15 protein-coding genes and 2 pseudogenes are annotated in these 16,427 nt (G+C 60.3%); 3 read left to right on the top strand and 14 right to left on the bottom strand.

The genetic code is table 11. The features are described 5' to 3' along the window. Positions 1-76: 76 nt before the first annotated feature. The gene (locus ACVWYQ_RS35260; protein WP_404542908.1) at positions 77-364 is read left to right on the top strand and encodes a hypothetical protein; all 288 of its coding nucleotides are present in this window, start codon (positions 77-79) and stop codon (positions 362-364) included. Between the two features lie 294 nt (positions 365-658). Here ACVWYQ_RS35260 and ACVWYQ_RS35255 read toward each other — a convergent pair. The 4 genes and pseudogenes from ACVWYQ_RS35255 to ACVWYQ_RS35240 all read right to left on the bottom strand — a co-directional run. Next, a pseudogene (locus ACVWYQ_RS35255) lies at positions 659-925 on the bottom strand (glycoside hydrolase family 130 protein); the annotation flags it as partial. Next, positions 918-1,343 (bottom strand): annotated as a pseudogene (locus tag ACVWYQ_RS35250) (transposase); the annotation flags it as partial. The pseudogenes ACVWYQ_RS35255 and ACVWYQ_RS35250, both read right to left, overlap by 8 nt. A 444-nt stretch (positions 1,344-1,787) precedes the next feature. Then, positions 1,788-2,324, bottom strand: a complete 537-nt coding sequence (locus ACVWYQ_RS35245; RefSeq protein ID WP_271542789.1) for a hypothetical protein — start codon at positions 2,322-2,324, stop codon at positions 1,788-1,790. A 124-nt stretch (positions 2,325-2,448) separates the two neighbouring features. Next, positions 2,449-3,513, bottom strand: a complete 1,065-nt coding sequence (locus tag ACVWYQ_RS35240; protein WP_456727028.1) for a LysR family transcriptional regulator — start codon at positions 3,511-3,513, stop codon at positions 2,449-2,451. A 139-nt stretch (positions 3,514-3,652) separates the two neighbouring features. Between ACVWYQ_RS35240 and ACVWYQ_RS35235 the strand changes: the two genes are divergently transcribed. After that, positions 3,653-4,021 (top strand): MaoC/PaaZ C-terminal domain-containing protein, encoded by a 369-nt coding sequence (locus tag ACVWYQ_RS35235; protein ID WP_456727027.1) that lies wholly within the window; start codon positions 3,653-3,655, stop codon positions 4,019-4,021. On the opposite strand, the gene ACVWYQ_RS35230 is transcribed toward ACVWYQ_RS35235, so the two are convergent. The 7 genes from ACVWYQ_RS35230 to ACVWYQ_RS35200 form a co-directional block, all read right to left on the bottom strand. Then, positions 3,948-4,739: a crotonase/enoyl-CoA hydratase family protein gene (locus ACVWYQ_RS35230; RefSeq protein WP_271542415.1), complete on the bottom strand. Its 792-nt coding sequence runs from the start codon at positions 4,737-4,739 to the stop codon at positions 3,948-3,950. The two genes, ACVWYQ_RS35235 and ACVWYQ_RS35230, sit on opposite strands and share 74 nt — an antisense overlap. A 49-nt stretch (positions 4,740-4,788) precedes the next feature. Further along, the gene (locus tag ACVWYQ_RS35225; RefSeq protein WP_271542417.1) at positions 4,789-5,889 is read right to left on the bottom strand and encodes an NADH:flavin oxidoreductase; all 1,101 of its coding nucleotides are present in this window, start codon (positions 5,887-5,889) and stop codon (positions 4,789-4,791) included. A gap of 68 nt (positions 5,890-5,957) precedes the next feature. Further along, on the bottom strand, positions 5,958-7,157 hold the full coding sequence (locus tag ACVWYQ_RS35220; RefSeq protein WP_404543015.1) for an ABC transporter substrate-binding protein: 1,200 nt from the start codon (positions 7,155-7,157) through the stop codon (positions 5,958-5,960). 78 nt (positions 7,158-7,235) lie between these two features. After that, entirely contained in the window at positions 7,236-8,831 is a 1,596-nt protein-coding gene (locus tag ACVWYQ_RS35215; protein ID WP_404543016.1) for a class I adenylate-forming enzyme family protein, read from the bottom strand. Positions 8,832-9,061: 230 nt separating this feature from the next. Continuing rightward, positions 9,062-9,841 (bottom strand): SDR family oxidoreductase, encoded by a 780-nt coding sequence (locus tag ACVWYQ_RS35210; protein WP_271542423.1) that lies wholly within the window; start codon positions 9,839-9,841, stop codon positions 9,062-9,064. A gap of 75 nt (positions 9,842-9,916) precedes the next feature. Next, positions 9,917-10,921, bottom strand: a complete 1,005-nt coding sequence (locus tag ACVWYQ_RS35205) for an NADP-dependent oxidoreductase (protein ID WP_271542425.1) — start codon at positions 10,919-10,921, stop codon at positions 9,917-9,919. A gap of 34 nt (positions 10,922-10,955) precedes the next feature. Further along, positions 10,956-11,819, bottom strand: coding sequence for an alpha/beta fold hydrolase (locus ACVWYQ_RS35200; RefSeq protein WP_271542785.1), 864 nt, complete (start codon positions 11,817-11,819; stop codon positions 10,956-10,958). 159 nt (positions 11,820-11,978) lie between these two features. On the opposite strand from ACVWYQ_RS35200, the gene ACVWYQ_RS35195 reads away from it, so the two are divergent. Continuing rightward, positions 11,979-12,410 (top strand): winged helix-turn-helix transcriptional regulator, encoded by a 432-nt coding sequence (locus ACVWYQ_RS35195; RefSeq protein ID WP_271542427.1) that lies wholly within the window; start codon positions 11,979-11,981, stop codon positions 12,408-12,410. Between the two features lie 75 nt (positions 12,411-12,485). Here ACVWYQ_RS35195 and ACVWYQ_RS35190 read toward each other — a convergent pair whose 3' ends face one another. From ACVWYQ_RS35190 to ACVWYQ_RS35180, 3 genes are all read right to left on the bottom strand, one after another. Further along, positions 12,486-13,307, bottom strand: a complete 822-nt coding sequence (locus tag ACVWYQ_RS35190; protein ID WP_271542429.1) for an enoyl-CoA hydratase-related protein — start codon at positions 13,305-13,307, stop codon at positions 12,486-12,488. 67 nt (positions 13,308-13,374) lie between these two features. Further along, positions 13,375-14,079: an SDR family NAD(P)-dependent oxidoreductase gene (locus ACVWYQ_RS35185; RefSeq protein WP_271542431.1), complete on the bottom strand. Its 705-nt coding sequence runs from the start codon at positions 14,077-14,079 to the stop codon at positions 13,375-13,377. A gap of 17 nt (positions 14,080-14,096) precedes the next feature. Further along, positions 14,097-16,418 carry a molybdopterin-dependent oxidoreductase gene (locus tag ACVWYQ_RS35180; RefSeq protein WP_456727026.1) on the bottom strand — a complete coding sequence of 774 codons (2,322 nt, stop codon included), beginning with the start codon at positions 16,416-16,418 and terminating at the stop codon, positions 14,097-14,099. Between the last annotated feature and the right edge of the window lie 9 nt (positions 16,419-16,427).

The raw sequence follows: 16,427 nt of genomic DNA, 5'->3' as shown, positions 1-16,427 counted from the left end.
CTACGGCGCTAGGTGAGGCGCGCGTCCGGGCGGCTTTGCTCTACCGAGCTACATCACCTCCGGGGACACGACCAATATGTTCGAGATTACGATCGCACGCATCGAGATGATTCTGCCGAATGAACGTGGCGAGGACATTCGCCTGACGTTTCAGTTCGATAGCCGTCAGACCAGTTTTACCTTGCCAATTTTCCTGAAGTCTTGCGAATTCGACGATACCGAGATCGTCAGGGTCGCCCGAAGCCAATTGCACGACGTTTTCGCGCAGCTTTGCAGCCAGTGCGCGAATTGGCAACTGACAGACGACGAGCGTCGCGAGCTCGCAAGAATTAGCGTGCGGCCCGCTGTCACGGCGCAGGAGTAGCTCGGGAAAAAAAGGAGCTATTGAATTGGATGTATGCTCCTGAGATCAGCTTAAGATGCGCGGATCGAGTCAAGTCCACGGAGGGTGCTAGACGAGTGGCGTTTCGAATAGGAAGTGAGCACAATCGAAGGCCAGCTGGATGTAACGCATCTGGATTCCTCTGTTATTATCCTCTCGATGGCTACGAACACGTCAGGAGAGTGGTGCTTCCGCCCTTGCTCGCATTAGCTGGCTATTAGGTTCCTACGAGTTGTTGAGAAACACGGTTGACGCCAACGACCACGAAGGCCGCGCCTAGCATTTCATCGCGTCCATGAGCTCGGAAATCTCGATCGTTGCGAAATTCGAGAATGTGTCCGACACGGCATATGGCAGAATGATCTGGTTGTTGTGCCGCATCCCGCCACAAGTATAAACGACGTTAGGGACGTATCCTTCGCGCTCGGATGATTCAGGCCGCAATAGCGGCTCGCGCGAACGTGCCAGCACCTTGGATGGGTCGCGCTTGTCGAGCAGCGCCGCACCGATCGAGTATTTGCGGACCGGGCCGACACCGTGCGTCGATCTCCGCGCACAGCCGTGAGACCTGGCTCTTGGAGATGCCGCTCATCCCCATGGCCTGCACCAGATCGTCGACCGAGCGGGTCGAGACGCCTGGCACATAGGCTTCCTGCACTACGGCGGTGAGCGCCTTCTCGGCCATCCGGCGCGGCTCCAGAAAGCCTGGAAAGTAGGAGCCCTTGCGCAGCTTGGGGATGCGAAGCTCGACCGTGCCGGCATGGGTCTCCCAGGTCCGGTCGCGGTAGCCGTTGCGCTGTGCCAGACGCTCGGGGTTCTTCTCGCCGTAGGCGGCCCCGGCCTGGCCTTCAACTTCCAGCTCCATCAATCGCTGGGCCGCAAAGCCGATCATCTCGCGCAGCAGATCCGCATCGGGGGTCTTCTCCACGAGCGTGCGGAGGTTCATCATCTCATCGGTCATCGGTGGTTCCTCGAATCAGGTTGGTGTCAGCAACCCGACCCTATCGGCGAACCGCCGGTGACCACCGCAAAGCCGCCCGCCCGCTACGGCGCTATCTGCGGCGCGCGTACGGGCGGCTTTGCTCTACCGAGCTACACCACCACAGGGGACACGACCCCCGAGGAACGCTACCCCTGGCGATGCTTGCGGCTCGTGAACTACTTCACGCCGTCAAAGCCCATCACACCCGCGCGCAGGAGAGGCGCCCGCCATGTCCGATTTGTTCGCCGCAATGCGCCATCCTACGATGAGGGCTTAACGGACCTGCCCGAGCAGCTTCCGCAGTATATGTTGGGAGATGAGACCCACGGAGATAAGCCAACGGTCGTTTAGTTCGAGTCCAGACCGAGCACCAGAAACTCAATTTCCAAACGCACCCAAGAAAATTGGCGGAAATAGCGCTGTTTATATAAGTGAACTCAGCAGCTTTGAGTGCTGGCTGGGGCGGGAGGGATCGAACCTCCGAATGGCGGAATCAAAACCTGTTTGATTATTCAATGATTCCAATGAGCGTTTGGAAAAAATAGCCGCATTCGCCTCTAGAAAAATCAATTGCTTAGCAGACGTTTCCAAATGAGGAAGCGCCTTTCCCGGTAAGGGATCCGACCGGCACCGACCTGCTCGTGTGAGCGTGATGAGACCATCGATCAGCTTGGGAAAGACGAAGGAATCGGCCGCAAGGCCGAGACTGGCAGCCGCCGCAATGCCCCGGCGCCGTACAAACCAGAGATTAACGACCTGTTGGCTGACAAGACTAAGCCCGTCGATCGCAGCGCCTCGTAACATCGCGAAGCCGAGAAGCAGCATCAGGGCGGATTGAACGAAGGCGTCGATCATCGCCTGAACCTTCTCGACCCGGTTACCCATGGTGGACGCCTCCCGCTTGTAGACGCCGGTGATGGACTTGATCTCGGCGCGGTGCCGGCCGAACACCTTTTCCATCGCGTCCGAGATTTCGTCGACGGTCGTTGGTGTCACCTGGCGAGTGATCTGCCATTACTGCGACCCGACTGTCCCATGCGCCCACTACAACTCTGTAGCTATACTGAACGCCCTGCCCTCTCAATTAGATTTGTCGACGATTCGGCGCACCCGGCGATGAAGGTGGCAATGCATCAGCTGCATTATCCAACGAGGCACGCGAAGCGCCCGCGCGTGCCTCGACTGCGAGCGAGGAAATCAAGCTAACGCAAAGTTGCGTCAGCACTGACGCGGCGTTTGCCGATAGGCCGCGCTGTGCCGTCAGCATGCGGCGCCCAATGGCGTCGCGAATTTCAAGCCGCGCAACTTCAATTGCGGCGCTCTCGCGCCTGCGGAGCAACCATGCGTTCATCGTGACTGTCTCTTGCGGCAATACCTGAACCAGCCCCTCGGCCTGCGCGAACAGGACGGCAAGAAGCGCAAGCCCGAGGCCGCAACCGGCGGCGGCAAAATGGTTAGCCACCGGGTTGACCCGAACGACGCTGCGAGTACCCGCCGCTTCCGAGAAATACTCCAATAGATGCCTTTGATTGGGCCGAATACTGCGAAATGAGACAAAATCGGCAGTATGGCCGATGATGTCGTGATCCCTCAGCTCAGGCAATGATCGGGGCGCAGAGCGTCCGGCAAGGTACTGCTCGGAGGCGAATATCCCCATCGGCACATCGGCGACCCGCTTTCCAATGAGATCGTTCTCACCCGGATCTCCCATCCTGATGACGTAATCCAAATCGCTCGTTGCCAAGCTCTGCTGGTTCACCGTGGAGATTATTTCCAGATAGATTCGGCTATCGCGCCGCCGCAGCTCCGCAACCCGCGGGAGGAGCCAGTGCTTGGTCATGCCTTCGGTCGCCGATATCCTGACCACGGACGATCGCTGCCCGACCCGCGAACGCAGATCACGATGAAACGACTCGAATGCAAGCATCATATCGCCGGCCGAGCGTTGCAGGTCCTCGCCTTCCCGCGTCAGCTTCACGCCGGACGATGCGCGAAAGAACAGGGGAGCGGCCACGTAGCGCTCCAGCTCCTTCAGACGCCTGCTCAATGTCGGCTGACTCATACCCAGTTCGTGCGCGGCACGGTTGACGCTTCCGGTGCGCGCCACCACGGAAAACAAGCGAAACAAATCCCAGCTTGCCTCGGTCATGCTCTCGTCCCTTGCGCAACGAAAACACTGTCAGAGCGCGGTCGTTATTCAAGATTACGGTCCCCGTTGAACAAAATCGACATGGCCTTCCCTGCAGTACAAGGGAATATGCCAAAAGTCGAAACAACGGACGCCAGCGATGGCAAAAATCACACTTGGAGCGATCAGGGATTTCGTGGGCCAGGATCTCGGAAAGTCCGATTGGGTCACCATCGACCGGTCCATGATCGACCAGTTCGCCGCCTGCACCGGAGACAGCCAGTGGATCCACGTCGACGCAGAGCGTGCGAGCAAAGAAAGTCCTGCAGGCGGCACCATTGCCCACGGCTTCCTGAGCCTGTCGTTGATTGCACCGCTTGGCATGGACCTGGGGCTCGCTCCGGTCGACGCATCTGCCGTCTTCAACTATGGTCTGGACAAGGTCCGCCGGATTTCTATTTCCCGCGGAACACGGCCGAGCGACGTTCCACGAAGGACTGGATGCCTTCTTTCATGTCTTCGCTGCTGAAGACGCGATCCTTGATCTTGGGAATGTAATCGATCGCGGCTTTCTCGGCGGCCTCGATGTATTTCAACGCGGCCTCTTTCGTCACCTGAATGCCGATCGGCGCGTTCTTGGCGATCAGATTCGCAATCTCCATCGCGCGCGCAATCTGCTGGCCGGGTGCAACGACTTCCTGAACGAACCCGATCTTGTGAGCTCGGGCTGCGCCGAACTCGTCACATAGGAAAAGGTGATACATCGCGTCTCCCCAGCCCGCCCGCGTCAAATACCGGAAATGGGCACCACCAAGAGGCGCGATCCCGCGCTTGGATTCCATCTGACAGAACCTGGCGTCGTCGGCCGCCACGACGATGTCGCCAGCCAGCATCATTTCGATTCCGATCGTGAAGCAGATCCCCTGCACGGCCGTCACAATCGGCTTGCGGCACCGGCTCTTCAAGGCGAACGCATCGATGTTGCCGGGCTTTAGCTCGGTATTCTCGGCCTTGGGTCCGAAGAATTTCGGCATATCCAGCCCGGCCGTGAAATCCGGCCCCTCGGCGCACAGTACCCCGACCCAATAATCGTCGGTGCGATCGAGAAGCGTCATCGCATCCGACATCTGCGCCATCATCTGCGGGCTGAAGGAGTTTTTCTTCGCCACGTTGTCGATGATGATCTTGAACACATGCCCGTGCACTTCGGTGCGTATCTGGCCGACTTGGGTCTTGGCGTCGCTCATTGCTCGTCTCCGAATTGCTTCCAGCCGACTGCAGGCACCCCTTTCAGCCTTAGCTCAGCGCAGCGAATGCAGTCCGTTCGAAGGCCATCAATTCCTCCGTCCGGCCCTCGCGTATCTTCAGGAGCCATTGCGGATCCTGAAGCAGCGCCCGCCCGACCGCGACAAGATCGAACTCCTCGCGATCGAGGCGGCGGATCAGCTCGTCGAGGGACGCCGGACGGGAGCTCTCCCCGCCATATGCGGCGATGAACTCGCCGGTCAGGCCGACCGACCCGACCGAAATCGTCGGCACGCCCGTCACCTTCTTGGCCCATCCGGCGAAGTTCAGATCGGAGCCATCGAACTCCGGCTCCCAGAAGCGCCGTTGCGAGCAGTGCAGAATATCGACCCCCGCCTCGACCAGAGGTTTGAGCCAGGCTTCCAACGCGCGAGGCGTATCGGCCAGCTTCACTTCGTAATCCTGCTGCTTCCACTGGCTGATGCGGAGCAATATCGGAAAGTCCGGTCCGACCGACTTGCGCACCGCGTGGACGATATCAGCGGCAAACCGGGCCCGGCCCGGCAGGTCCTTGCCTCCGTAGGCATCCTCGCGACGATTGGTGCCTTCCCAGAAGAATTGATCGATTAGATAGCCGTGGGCGCCGTGCAATTCGACGGCCTCGAACCCCAGGCGCTTCGCAGCAAGCGCCGCATCGGCGAAAGCGCGGATCGCGTCTGCGATGTCCGCTTCGCTCATCGGCTCGCCGAATTTCTTCTCCGGCCGCGACAGACCCGACGGACTGTCGTAGGCGCCAGGAGGAGACCAATCCTGGGCGCGGGTGCGAACGGCTCCGACGTGCCATAACTGCGGTGCCATCAGACCACCCGCGGCATGCACCTCGTCGACCACACGCCGCCACCCCGCCAGCTCCTTCTCCCCGTGAAAACGGGGAACGTTCGGATCGTTCAGGGATGCCGGACGATCCACGCCCGTACCCTCCGATATGATGAATCCGACCGCTCCTTCGGCACGCCGGCGGTAATACCGCGCGACGTCTTCGGTCGGGATTCCGCCCGGAGAGAATGAGCGCGTCATCGGCGCCATCACGACCCGGTTCGGCAGGTTCAGCCCTTTCAGCTTGAAAGGTCGGAAAAGAACGTCGCTGGACATCCATACTCCACGAGTAAGCTGGTCGTGTTACGGGCTCAAATCACCCGCGCTGCATTCAGAAGGTGCATTCACTTTCCGTCGGCGCTGAGTACGCTACCAAATTGCTCCCACGTGGTCCCATTCCAGCGCTGCAGCTGCAGCTGCGTATACGCCATACTGTTTTCGGGGCCCGTGTTGATGATGACGCCTGGTATAACAGTGGGAAGCGACAGCCCGCGGATGCTGCGCGATTGCCTGACGATATTCTCCCGCGAGAGATCGTTGCCACATTGCTTGAGTACCTGCTCCAGGAGCTGTCCCTGCTGCGTCCCGAACAGATAATTGTTGTCTCCGATATCTGCGCCCGGCAGGTATTTGGTAAAGAACTCGCGGTACCATTTGATGCCGGGATCGTCGGCCCACTTCTTGTCATTCGGATCCTTCGTGATTGTCGCGGCGACTATGCCTACGGCCTTTTCCGGTCCTGCGGGGACGATGGTCGAGGACACCGAGCTCGAAACAAAGTTGATCAGGAACAGCGGCTTCCACGCTATCTCATCGGCCTTCTTGATGGCCTGCGCTGCGAATTTCGGCGTGCCGGCCACCAAAAACGCCGATGCGCCAGACGATTTCAGCGAAACGACGTGGGAATCAATGGTCGGCTCCGTCACTTCGTAGGACGACGCGACGACTTTCTTGTCGAAATCGTCCTTCAAATAGCCCTTGAATGCATTGACGAAGTCCTTACCCAGATCGTCGTTCTGGTAGAGGATGGCAATCTTCGCGTCCGGCCGGGTCTGGGTGATGTATTTCGCGTAGATTCGTCCCTCGGTGTCGTAGCTCGGCAATCCCGTCGTGGTCATGGGGAATTCAGCGAAGTTCGTGAATTTTGTGACTCCGCTCACGACAAACAGATGCGGGACTTTCTTCGCGTTGACGTACTTGATAGTAGCGCTGATGCCGGGCGTACCCAGCGGGCCGAACAGGAACGCCACCTCGTCACTTTCCACGAGTTTCCTGGTCTGCTCCACCGTCTTGGGGGGACTGTAGGCATCGTCGTAGGTGACGAGGTTTATCTTCCGCCCGTTGATGCCGCCACGCTCATTGATCGAATTGACGTAGGCGATCATGCCCTTTCCGGTATTGCTGAGCGGCGAAGCGGGGCCGCTGAAAGGGAACGTCGCTCCTATCTTTATCTCGGATTCGGTGACGCCCGGCGTCTGCGCATGCGCGCCGGCTATGGATGCCGCGAGCGCGGCTACAATCATGGCGTTTCTCAACATTGTCATCTCCCTTTGGCGACAAGTCCGTCGCTAACGTTCTTTCTTAAACCGGCATATTGCCGTGCAAATCACACCTGACGCCCGTCAGCCAGCGGCTGCCGCACGCGACGCCTTCGGGGCAGCCTGATCGTTCGCCATCTCCCGCAGCTTGTGTTTCAGTATCTTGCCGGTGGAGGCCGAGGGCAGAGCGTCAAGCACAATCAATTCGGTCGGACGCTTGTAGGACGTGAGCAATTGGGCCGTGTACGCCATGAGGTCTTCCGCGCTGATGCTCGCACCGGGGAGAAGCTGAACGAACGCGACGACCTCCTCGTTGCCCTCGACCTTTCGTCCGACGACGGCCGACTGAACGACCTGGTCGTGCGCGTTCAGGACCGCTTCCACCCCGGCGGGATAAACGTTGAAGCCGGAGCGGATGATAAGCTCCTTGGTGCGGCCGGCGATATAGAGATGCCCCTTGCCGTTCACCCGCGCGAGATCTCCCGTGTTGAACCATCCCTGCTCATCGATCGCCGCCGCCGTCAGGTCGGGCGCACGATAGTAGCCCAGCATGATGTTCGGACCTCGAACGTGTAATTCGCCCACCTCACCGGTCGCCACCTCTTTTCCTTGTCCGTCCACGATCCGGTGCTCGATGCCGGGAAGAAACGGGCCGACCGACTCGTCCGGAACAGGCTGTTCCGAACGGACCCCGGTGAGGCCTGGTGAGCATTCCGTTATGCCGTAATTGTTCAGCAGCGGGATTCCAAACTCGTCCTCGACCCGCTTCTTGAGATCGAGGTCGAGCGGAGCGCCAGCGACCGCCATGATCCGCATCCTGCCCCGTTCGAGCCGTTGGATGCCCTTGACCGCCTTGTGCTCAAGCAGCCGCTGATATGTGGCAGGCACGCCGAACAGGCTCGTAATCCCCTCCTCGGCGATGGCATGAGCCAGCGCAGCGGGATCAGCCTTGGCCACGACATGCAACGTGCCGCCGTGCATCAGCGTCGAAATCAGCAGGATCGAATACCCGACGATGTGCGACATCGGCAGCACGCCGTAAATGCGGTCGCCTGGACTGCTTCGGCGAAGGATTCCCGACGTCCTTGCGGTGAAGAGGAGGTTGCGGTGGCTCAGCATGACGCCCTTCGGCGCACCGGTCGTGCCCGAGGTGTATAAAAGGCCTGCGACCTGGCGGGCGCCATCCTTCTCGACGGGCTCCGCTTCGGCATCCGCATTGAGAGGACCGATGCCGATGCCGCCGAACGGCCCCACGGCGCCGATTTCCGCACCGATGCGGCTGGCATGGTCGGCCGCTTCCTTCGACAGCGCCGAGTTGAACAGCACGCGTCTGGCGCCACTGTGCGTTCCGATGAGATCGATTTCCCTGGGCGAAAGGCGAGGATTGACTGGAATGCCCCAGGCATCGAGCTTGCTTGCCGCGAAGAGCATCGCTCCCAGGGCCACGCTGTTCTCGCTGGCAACGATCAGGCGATCACCAGACCTGATGCCCAAACCGACGAGATCCTTTGCCGCTGCGTCGACTGCGTCCGAGAACTGCCGGTAGCTCCAGGCACGACCGCCTTCCATAAAGGCCGGATGATCCGGAATATCCCGCACGAACGGCGCGTAGACCTCGTGCACCCTGGACGGCAGGCCGTCCAGCAGTTCGGCTGCGGTGAGCTCGTCCACGCTCCTCATGCCATCCTCCCCTGTGCCTTGTTTTCGGCAGCGTTGCAGCCCCCTTCGACCGGGAGGTCCGCACGCTCATTGCTATCGGCAGATGGAGTAAACCGTTCTAAAATAGAACTATCAAGGCGACTGTATGGCCGGTCGGGCCATATTCTATGGAGTCGCCAATAGATGCACAGAATTCCAATTTGGAATTGTCCACCTCCTCAGAATCGTTCGAAGGGATCAGCTAGGCGCGCCTACCATTTCTCGACCCACGGCCGCAGCACGACTTCAAAGGCCCAGGTCGAGCGATGTTGGCGGTGCAGTTGCAGATAGGTCTCGGCAATATGAGCGGGGTCGGCCATGTTGTCGTCGACAGTCGTTCCCGCCAGCCGGTGCGCCCGGGTGCCGTCCTCCTGAGTCCAGCCGATCGCGGCGTCGATCGGCACATTCGCCACGTGGATTCCACGCGGCATCAATTCTCTCGCCATGCTTTGCGCGAGTCCGGACTTGGCATGGCATGCCATTGCAAATGGCCCACCTGATGGAAAGCCCTTGAGCGCCGCGCTGGCGTTCGTGAAGATGATCGTTCCTCGCGCGCCGTTGGCATCAGGCTCGTTTCCGAGCATCAGCCGAGCGGCCTGTTGGCCCACCAGAAACGCAGAGAACGCGGCGTTGCGAAGCGTCTCGAACGTCATGACCGGGTCGGCCTCGACCACCGTCTTGCGGAAAATGCCGGAAACGCGACCGTCGATGTTGTGCACGACAAGCCTTGGCGTCCCGACCTCTTGAGCGACGTCTTTGAATAGCTGCGCCACGGCCGCCGGTTCGCTTGCATCGCAGGCGTACCGACGCACGCCGTGCATCTTTTCGAGTGTCTCAAGGACGGCTTTTTCCGGATTCCTGGCTGCGACGGCGACACGCATCCCGTTTTCCGCGAACAGCCTGGCGCAACTCGAGCTGATACCAGGGCCGCCGCCGACAATGAGTGCAACGTCAGGTGTGGAAGTGTGAGTGTCGCGGGGGGACTCAGTCATGTTGCTTCCTCCAATGTGTTTACCTTGTTGGTCACAAGTCAGGGCTTCACAACGCGAGCAGCGTCATTGCGGGACCTAGTGCGTCACGGCAATCACGACCTTGCCCTTTGCGCGCCCGGTCTCGACATAGGCGAGCGCGTCGCCGGTTTTTTCGAACGGGAAAACCTTGTCCACGACCGGACGGATCACCCCAGTTTCGATCAGGGACGTGATTTCGCTCAGTTGCTGTCCCTGCGCACGCATGAACAGGAATGAGAAGCGCACACCGAATTTTCTGGCCTTCTTCCGCACACTGCGGCTCAGCAAGCGCATCACCAGTTTCAGGAAGAGGTTCATGCCCTGCTCCCTGGCGAATTCCGGGTCAGGCGGCCCGGAGATCGAGATGAGCAAGCCGCCCGGCTTAAGCACGCGCAGAGATTTTTCAAGCGTCTTGGCGTCCTGGCTGTGCAGGACCAGATCGTAGCCCGACAAGACCTTCTCGAAATCCTGCGTCTTGTAGTCGATGACCAGGTCCGCGCCGAGACTTTTGACCAGCTCGACATTCTTCGCGCTCGTCGTCGTCGCCACGACCGCACCGAGATGCTTGGCGAGCTGGATCGCGAAAGTCCCCACGCCACCGGAGCCAGCCTGGATGAAGACCTTCTGGCCAGGCTTCAGCTTGCCCACCTCGACCAGCGCCTGCCAGGCGGTCAGTCCCACCAGCGGGATGGAGGCGGCCTCTTCCATGCTGATGTTCGCAGGCTTCGGCGCCACGTCGGCTTCGTTCATCGCAATGAATTCGGCGAATGTTCCGATCCGATGATCGCGCGGCCGTGCGTAGACCTCGTCGCCCGCCTTGAACCGTCTAACATTGCGGCCGACCCTGACAACTGTTCCGGCAACGTCATGACCCAGAATGAAAGGCGGACGATACGGCAGGATGAGCTTGAATTCCCCACCCCTGATCTTGGAGTCGAGAACGTTCACGGCTGTTGCGTGGATCCGAACCAGGACATCGTCGTCCCGCACCTCCGGCTCCGGCATGGTTGCCAGGCGAACAGCGCCTTTCTTCTCGTATTTGTCGACGACGAATGCCTTCATGATGTCATCTCCAATCTGGAATCTGGTTGCGGCGTCAGGCGTCGAGGAACGACAGCGCCTTCGGCACGAAATCGGCGTGGTACTGGAAAATCCCCCCATGCCCGGCATCTTCGTAGATGACCAGTTGTGCGCCCGGGATACGCTGTGCCATGTCGGTGCTGTTTGCGGTCGGCACCATGATGTCGTTATCGCCATTCGCGATCAGGACCGGGATGCGGAGGCTGCCGAGATCCTGAGGCGCCTGCTGGCCCCAACTCTTGATCGCCTTGAGCTGCCGCAAGAGGGCAACTGGTGTGGCTGCTTTGTCCCGATCTGCCTTGCGCTCCTTCAGCCTTGCGAGAAATTCGTTTGCGGCTCGGCGGCCATTGGCCGTGGAGGTGAAGAACAGGTAGAATTTGGGGTCCCGCAAAGTCAGCAAGCCCTTGATCATCAGCGGCCAGGACACCGGCCCAACCTTCTCGATACCTTCGCCGCCTGCCGGACCCGTGCCGGTCAGAATCAGCTTCCGCACCAGGCCAGGGGCTCTCAGCGCGACATCCTGGGCCACGAAACCCCCAAGGGAAAAGCCGAGCAGATCGATTTTTGCAAAGCCCAGCGCGGCGATCAGAGCGATCGTGTCTCGTGCCATTTCGCCAACCGTAACAGGCGCCTTCCCGCTTGAAGCACCGATACCGCGGTAGTCAATCGCGATCACGCGATGCCTGGTGGCGAGCCCATCGACGATTCGTGGATCGAAATTGTCGAGAACCGCGCCCCAATGGTTGAGAAGGATCAGCGGCACGCCGGTGCGCGGACCGATATCGCGATAGGCAAAGGTTATTCCTGCGGCACTGATCGAGAGATTCGGCGCATCGACATAGCGCACGACCGATCCCGAGTGGCTGACATAGTTTGACATCACTTGCTCCATCGTTCGGCTGGCACCGGAACCACCCGGAATCAGCGCAATTCCCTGTTCTGTCTTGCTCATTCCGGCCTTCTCAATTTGCTCTGGAACATCGACGAGCGATGTGTTACTATCAATTTAGTACGAAGTCACTACTAAAACGAGACCTACATGAAAAAACTTTCGACCCAGCCCTGTATGATCGCCCGGAGCCTGGCGATTGTCGGGGACGCGTGGAGCATGTTGATCATGCGCGACGCCCATGGGGGCCTGACCCGCTTCGATGACTTTCGTAAGAGTCTCGGTATCGCGCCAACGATGCTGACAGGGCGGCTTTCAGCCCTGGTCGAGGAAGGGCTGCTGGAGAAACGTCGTTATTCAGACCGTCCGCCACGGGACGAATATGTGCTGACGGAAGCCGGGCGCGACTTTTTGCCGGTGCTCTTCGCGATTGGCGCGTGGGGACGCAAGCATCGTAGTGGGGGCAAGATAATCCGGTTCTACGACGCCGAGGGCGGAACGGAGATCGATCCCCTTACCATCGACCGCGCCACCGGCGCTCCGATCGGAACACGTCCCATTCGTATCGCCGAACCTGAATAAGCTATTGTACATTCCTCTGGCGCGGTTGCGAGCGTAGCCCCCAACCGCACTTCAACGCAATGAACCCAGCGGGCTTCACCTGTAACTGGGAGAACGTTTCTCAATGAAAGCCCGGACGGCTTCGGTGTGCTGCGCAGTGCCCGCCGCCACGACCATCCTCTCGGCCTCCTGATCCATTGACGTCAGGAAGTCAGCCGACAGCGCAAGGGCGAGATTATCTTTCATGGAGGCATAGGCGCTCGCCGGACCATTCGCCAACGTCCTCGCCACTGCAAATGCTTCGTCCTGCAGCTCGGAATCGGACACCACGCGATTAACCAGCCCGAGCGCTTCGCAGCGGCGCGCATCGATACGTTCGGACAAGAACATCAGTTCGCGGGCACGCGCCGTCCCAGCCAGCCGGGTCAGCAGCCAAGAAATGCCGTAATCGCCGGTGAGCGCGATTTTGGCGTACCCGGTCGTCATGATGGCGGATTCGGCTGCAATACGAATGTCGCAAGCGAGTGCGATCGCAAGCCCGGCGCCAGCCGCCGGTCCCGGCAAAGCCGCAATGGTGGGCTTCCGCACCGAAACAAGTACGCCGGTCAGGGTTCGCTGACGTTCCCGCAACCGCGCAACCTTGTCGCTGACCGACATGGCCGGCACCGCAGAGTTGCCGCCCATTCCCTTGACGTCGCCGCCCGAACAGAACGCGGTGCCTGCCCCTGTTATGAGGAGGGCTCCGACCTCAGGATCATCTCCATTCTGTTTGATCATCCGGCGCAACGCCGGCGTAAGATGATCGGACAAGGAATTTCGGGCCTGGGGTCGGTTCAAGGTAATCACCGCGACGCGATCCCGGATCACGCACAGCAGTTCGTCCGTCCCCGTATCAACCGAGATGGATCCATCAGGCATGTTTCTGACCTTTCAAGTCGCGGAGATCTCTCCAAGTGACCCAGCGCGCCGTGTCCGTGCTCGAGCATCACCAATTTTCGTTGAATGGCCGCAGTTCCGTGAGAAACGACCAGGCCGAGCGGTCCTGACCGTAGAGATGCAATAATTCGTTAGCGATCGCCGCCGGCTTGATGAAGAATTCATCCGGTTTGTCGCTCATCCGCGCGCGCATCCGGGGGGTATCGATCACGGCGTCGATGAGAACGTAGGAGACGTGCACGCCGAGAGGTCCCACGTCACGTGCGATCGACTCGGCCAGAATACGCTGCGCCGCCTTTGTCGGTGCGAAGCCGGCGAAATTGGCTTTGCCTCGGATCGAAGAGGTGTTGCCGGTCACCAGGATTGCGCCCTTGCCGCGATCAATCATGTCAGGCACCACTTCGCGGGCCAGATACAACAAACCCATCACGTTGACCTCGAAGTTTCCCTTCAACAACTTCGGATCAATCTCGCGAAAATTCCCCCAGCCCCCGCCGACAGCGTTGTGGATGAGAACGTCAGCCGGGCCGAAACGCCGCTTTACGTCTGTGATCACAGTCCGCACCTGGCACTCGTCCGACACGTCGCAGGTCATCGCGTGCACGTCGGGAAGCTCTTGCGCAAGGCGATCGATGAGCTCCGCAGAGCGAGCAAGCGCGATGATACGGAAACCGCCAGCAGAGAAGCGCTTGACGATGGCAGCTCCCGTGCCCGGCCCCACCCCGGTCACGATCGCGATCGGTTTCTCAGTCATGTGATGTTCCCTTCCAGCTATTGTCCGGCCGCTCTCATGTGAATTCGCTCGGATTGCGACTGACAGGCGGCAGCTTCGTGCCCGGATACCAGGGCCAGACGAACCGCGACGTTCTTGTGGTAGGGCGTACCCGCAATGGGATCGCGGTTGCCGCTCTCGGTGAGCAGATTGATGCGCGGTCCGTTGATCAGGCGCTCTCCGTCCGATGTCGGGTATGCCTGACCGTAGCCGTGCGGCAGCGCCAATTGGCCGTTCCGCATGGCGTCGTCGACCTTGCAGCGGACGACGAGCCGCCCCGCCGCCGACTCCACCGCGATCCAGTCACCATCCTTCGCGCCCAACTCGCTCAGATCGCGCGAATTGATCAACAGGGCGCCGTCCGGGTCGTCGCGACGCCACGCGGGATCGCGAAAGATCTGGTTGGCATTGAACATGCGGCGGCCACCAGCCGCCAGCGCGAACGGGAACTCCCTTGGCGCGCGAGCGGCTTGCGGATCGAGACGCGCCAGCCATTCCAGCATCTGCGGGACGATCAGGCGAACCTTGCGATCCGAATGGCCGATCAGTGACCAGACCTCGTCATACTCGTGCCGTGTAACCGCCGTGCCTTGCCGGGAGGCCACGATGGTGTCGAACAGGAGATCTCCGAGCTGATGGTCCGCCACCTGTTCGGATGCGCCGATCGCCCGCCGCACCGCTTGCGGCGATCGCTTTGCGCAAGCCTGCGCCGCGCTCCACATCGGCGCCGCTGCCGCGGTACCGTCCGGAAGCGTCTGCCCCAGCGTATGGTAGAGCACCAGGGCAGGCACTGCCGCAGGGTTCTCCGCGATGAAAGCACGAAAGGCCGCGGCGAATTCAGGTCGCGAGCGCCGTGCTATTTCGCGTAGCGGCACGAGCACATTGTCACCCGGCAGAAGCCCCAGGGCGACGGCAAGCCGCGTGTAAATCTCGGGCTCCGGCAAGGTGCCGGCAAGTGGCGGCAGAACACCGGCGCGGACATGAAAATAGTTGGTCGGAAATTCGAAGTTGAACAGAGTAAATTCGGTCTTTTCGTATTGTGTGGAGGCCGGGAGAACGTAGTGCGCGAGCCGTGCGGTTTCGGTCATCGCAACGTCGACCACAACGCATAGCTCTAGCGATTGCAACGCGCGTTCCATCGCCACGGTATTTGCGGCGGTGTTGGCGGGATTGGAGCTGTCGATCCAGACGCAACGCAACCGCTCCGGATGATCCTTGAGTACCGCCTCGGGGAAAATGTTGGGCGGCAACAAGCCCCCAATGATCGCGTCGCCGGTCGGCGCGAATGTCTGGTTCGGAGAGTTTCCCCATAGCGGTTGAAGCCAGCTATGCAATTGGTTGGTACCTTCACGACCGAAATTGCCGGAAAGCATGATCAAGAGCTTTTCAAGATAGGAGTTGAGTGTCGAGTTGACGCCTTGCTGGATGCCGAGTTCAACCCGAACCACCATGGCCTTCGCGGCTGCGATCATCGCGGCGCAGCTCTCCAGCTCCGCGATCGAGATATCGGCGGCGGCCGCCCATTCCTCGACGGGGATGTTCAATAGCGCTTGCCTCACTTCCGCGAAGCCGATCGTGTGCGCCTCGATGAACGCATGGTCGATCCGGTCGGAACGGACGAGCGTGGCCAGCAGCGCGCCAAGCAGAAACGCATCGGCACCGGGGCGAACCGCAAGATGCAGATCCGCCATCTCTGCGGTTTCGGTTCGACGGGGGTCGATGACGATCAGCTTGCGTGCGGGATCCTTGCGGATCTGATTGAGATGGTCGCGCGCATTGGGGAAGCCGTGCGCGATCCAGGGATTTGCCCCGATGACGAGCAGGAGATCGCAATGATGGACGTCCTCTGACGTGTGGCAGGTTTGGCTGCCGAACATGTGGCCATTGACCCAGAAATCGCCGGTTTTTTCCTGCGAAAGCGCGTTGAAGACGCTGCGCGAGCCCAGCGCACGCAACAAGCCACTGGCGTAGGCACCGCCGGCGTGGTTGCCCTGCCCGCCGCCGCCATAAAGGGCAATACTCTTGCCGCCATACCTGTCGACGACGTCTCGAAGCCGCTCCGCGATTTCAGCGATCGCGACGTCCCACTCGATTTCATCAAAGCCGCCATCGGCGCGACGACGCAGCGGGGTCGTGAGCCGATCCCTGTGATGCGCATAGTAGGGAATGCGCGCTGCCTTGTTGCACAAATAGCCTTGCGACTTCGGGTTTGAACGGTCGCCTCGTACCTTCTCGAGACGCCCCTCATTCACCCAGACCTCGATGCCGCAGTTTACGTAACACAGGTTGCAGGCTGTCTTGAGCCACTTGCCGGCCGTCATGGGCACCTC

The organism is Bradyrhizobium sp. USDA 3397 (assembly GCF_054060965.1).
This window is presented reverse-complemented; position numbering and strand designations above follow the sequence as displayed.

Bases quoted from the DNA above. Each gene is read 5' to 3' on its own strand.
- ACVWYQ_RS35260 (WP_404542908.1), top strand. From the start codon at position 77: ATGTTCGAGATTACGATCGCACGCATCGAGATGATTCTGCCGAATGAA.
- ACVWYQ_RS35245 (WP_271542789.1), bottom strand. From the start codon at position 2,324: ATGGAAAAGGTGTTCGGCCGGCACCGCGCCGAGATCAAGTCCATCACC.
- ACVWYQ_RS35240 (WP_456727028.1), bottom strand. From the start codon at position 3,513: ATGACCGAGGCAAGCTGGGATTTGTTTCGCTTGTTTTCCGTGGTGGCG.
- ACVWYQ_RS35235 (WP_456727027.1), top strand. From the start codon at position 3,653: ATGGCAAAAATCACACTTGGAGCGATCAGGGATTTCGTGGGCCAGGAT.
- ACVWYQ_RS35230 (WP_271542415.1), bottom strand. From the start codon at position 4,739: ATGAGCGACGCCAAGACCCAAGTCGGCCAGATACGCACCGAAGTGCAC.
- ACVWYQ_RS35225 (WP_271542417.1), bottom strand. From the start codon at position 5,889: ATGTCCAGCGACGTTCTTTTCCGACCTTTCAAGCTGAAAGGGCTGAAC.
- ACVWYQ_RS35220 (WP_404543015.1), bottom strand. From the start codon at position 7,157: ATGACAATGTTGAGAAACGCCATGATTGTAGCCGCGCTCGCGGCATCC.
- ACVWYQ_RS35215 (WP_404543016.1), bottom strand. From the start codon at position 8,831: ATGAGGAGCGTGGACGAGCTCACCGCAGCCGAACTGCTGGACGGCCTG.
- ACVWYQ_RS35210 (WP_271542423.1), bottom strand. From the start codon at position 9,841: ATGACTGAGTCCCCCCGCGACACTCACACTTCCACACCTGACGTTGCA.
- ACVWYQ_RS35205 (WP_271542425.1), bottom strand. From the start codon at position 10,921: ATGAAGGCATTCGTCGTCGACAAATACGAGAAGAAAGGCGCTGTTCGC.
- ACVWYQ_RS35200 (WP_271542785.1), bottom strand. From the start codon at position 11,819: ATGTCAAACTATGTCAGCCACTCGGGATCGGTCGTGCGCTATGTCGAT.
- ACVWYQ_RS35195 (WP_271542427.1), top strand. From the start codon at position 11,979: ATGAAAAAACTTTCGACCCAGCCCTGTATGATCGCCCGGAGCCTGGCG.
- ACVWYQ_RS35190 (WP_271542429.1), bottom strand. From the start codon at position 13,307: ATGCCTGATGGATCCATCTCGGTTGATACGGGGACGGACGAACTGCTG.
- ACVWYQ_RS35185 (WP_271542431.1), bottom strand. From the start codon at position 14,079: ATGACTGAGAAACCGATCGCGATCGTGACCGGGGTGGGGCCGGGCACG.
- ACVWYQ_RS35180 (WP_456727026.1), bottom strand. From the start codon at position 16,418: ATGACGGCCGGCAAGTGGCTCAAGACAGCCTGCAACCTGTGTTACGTA.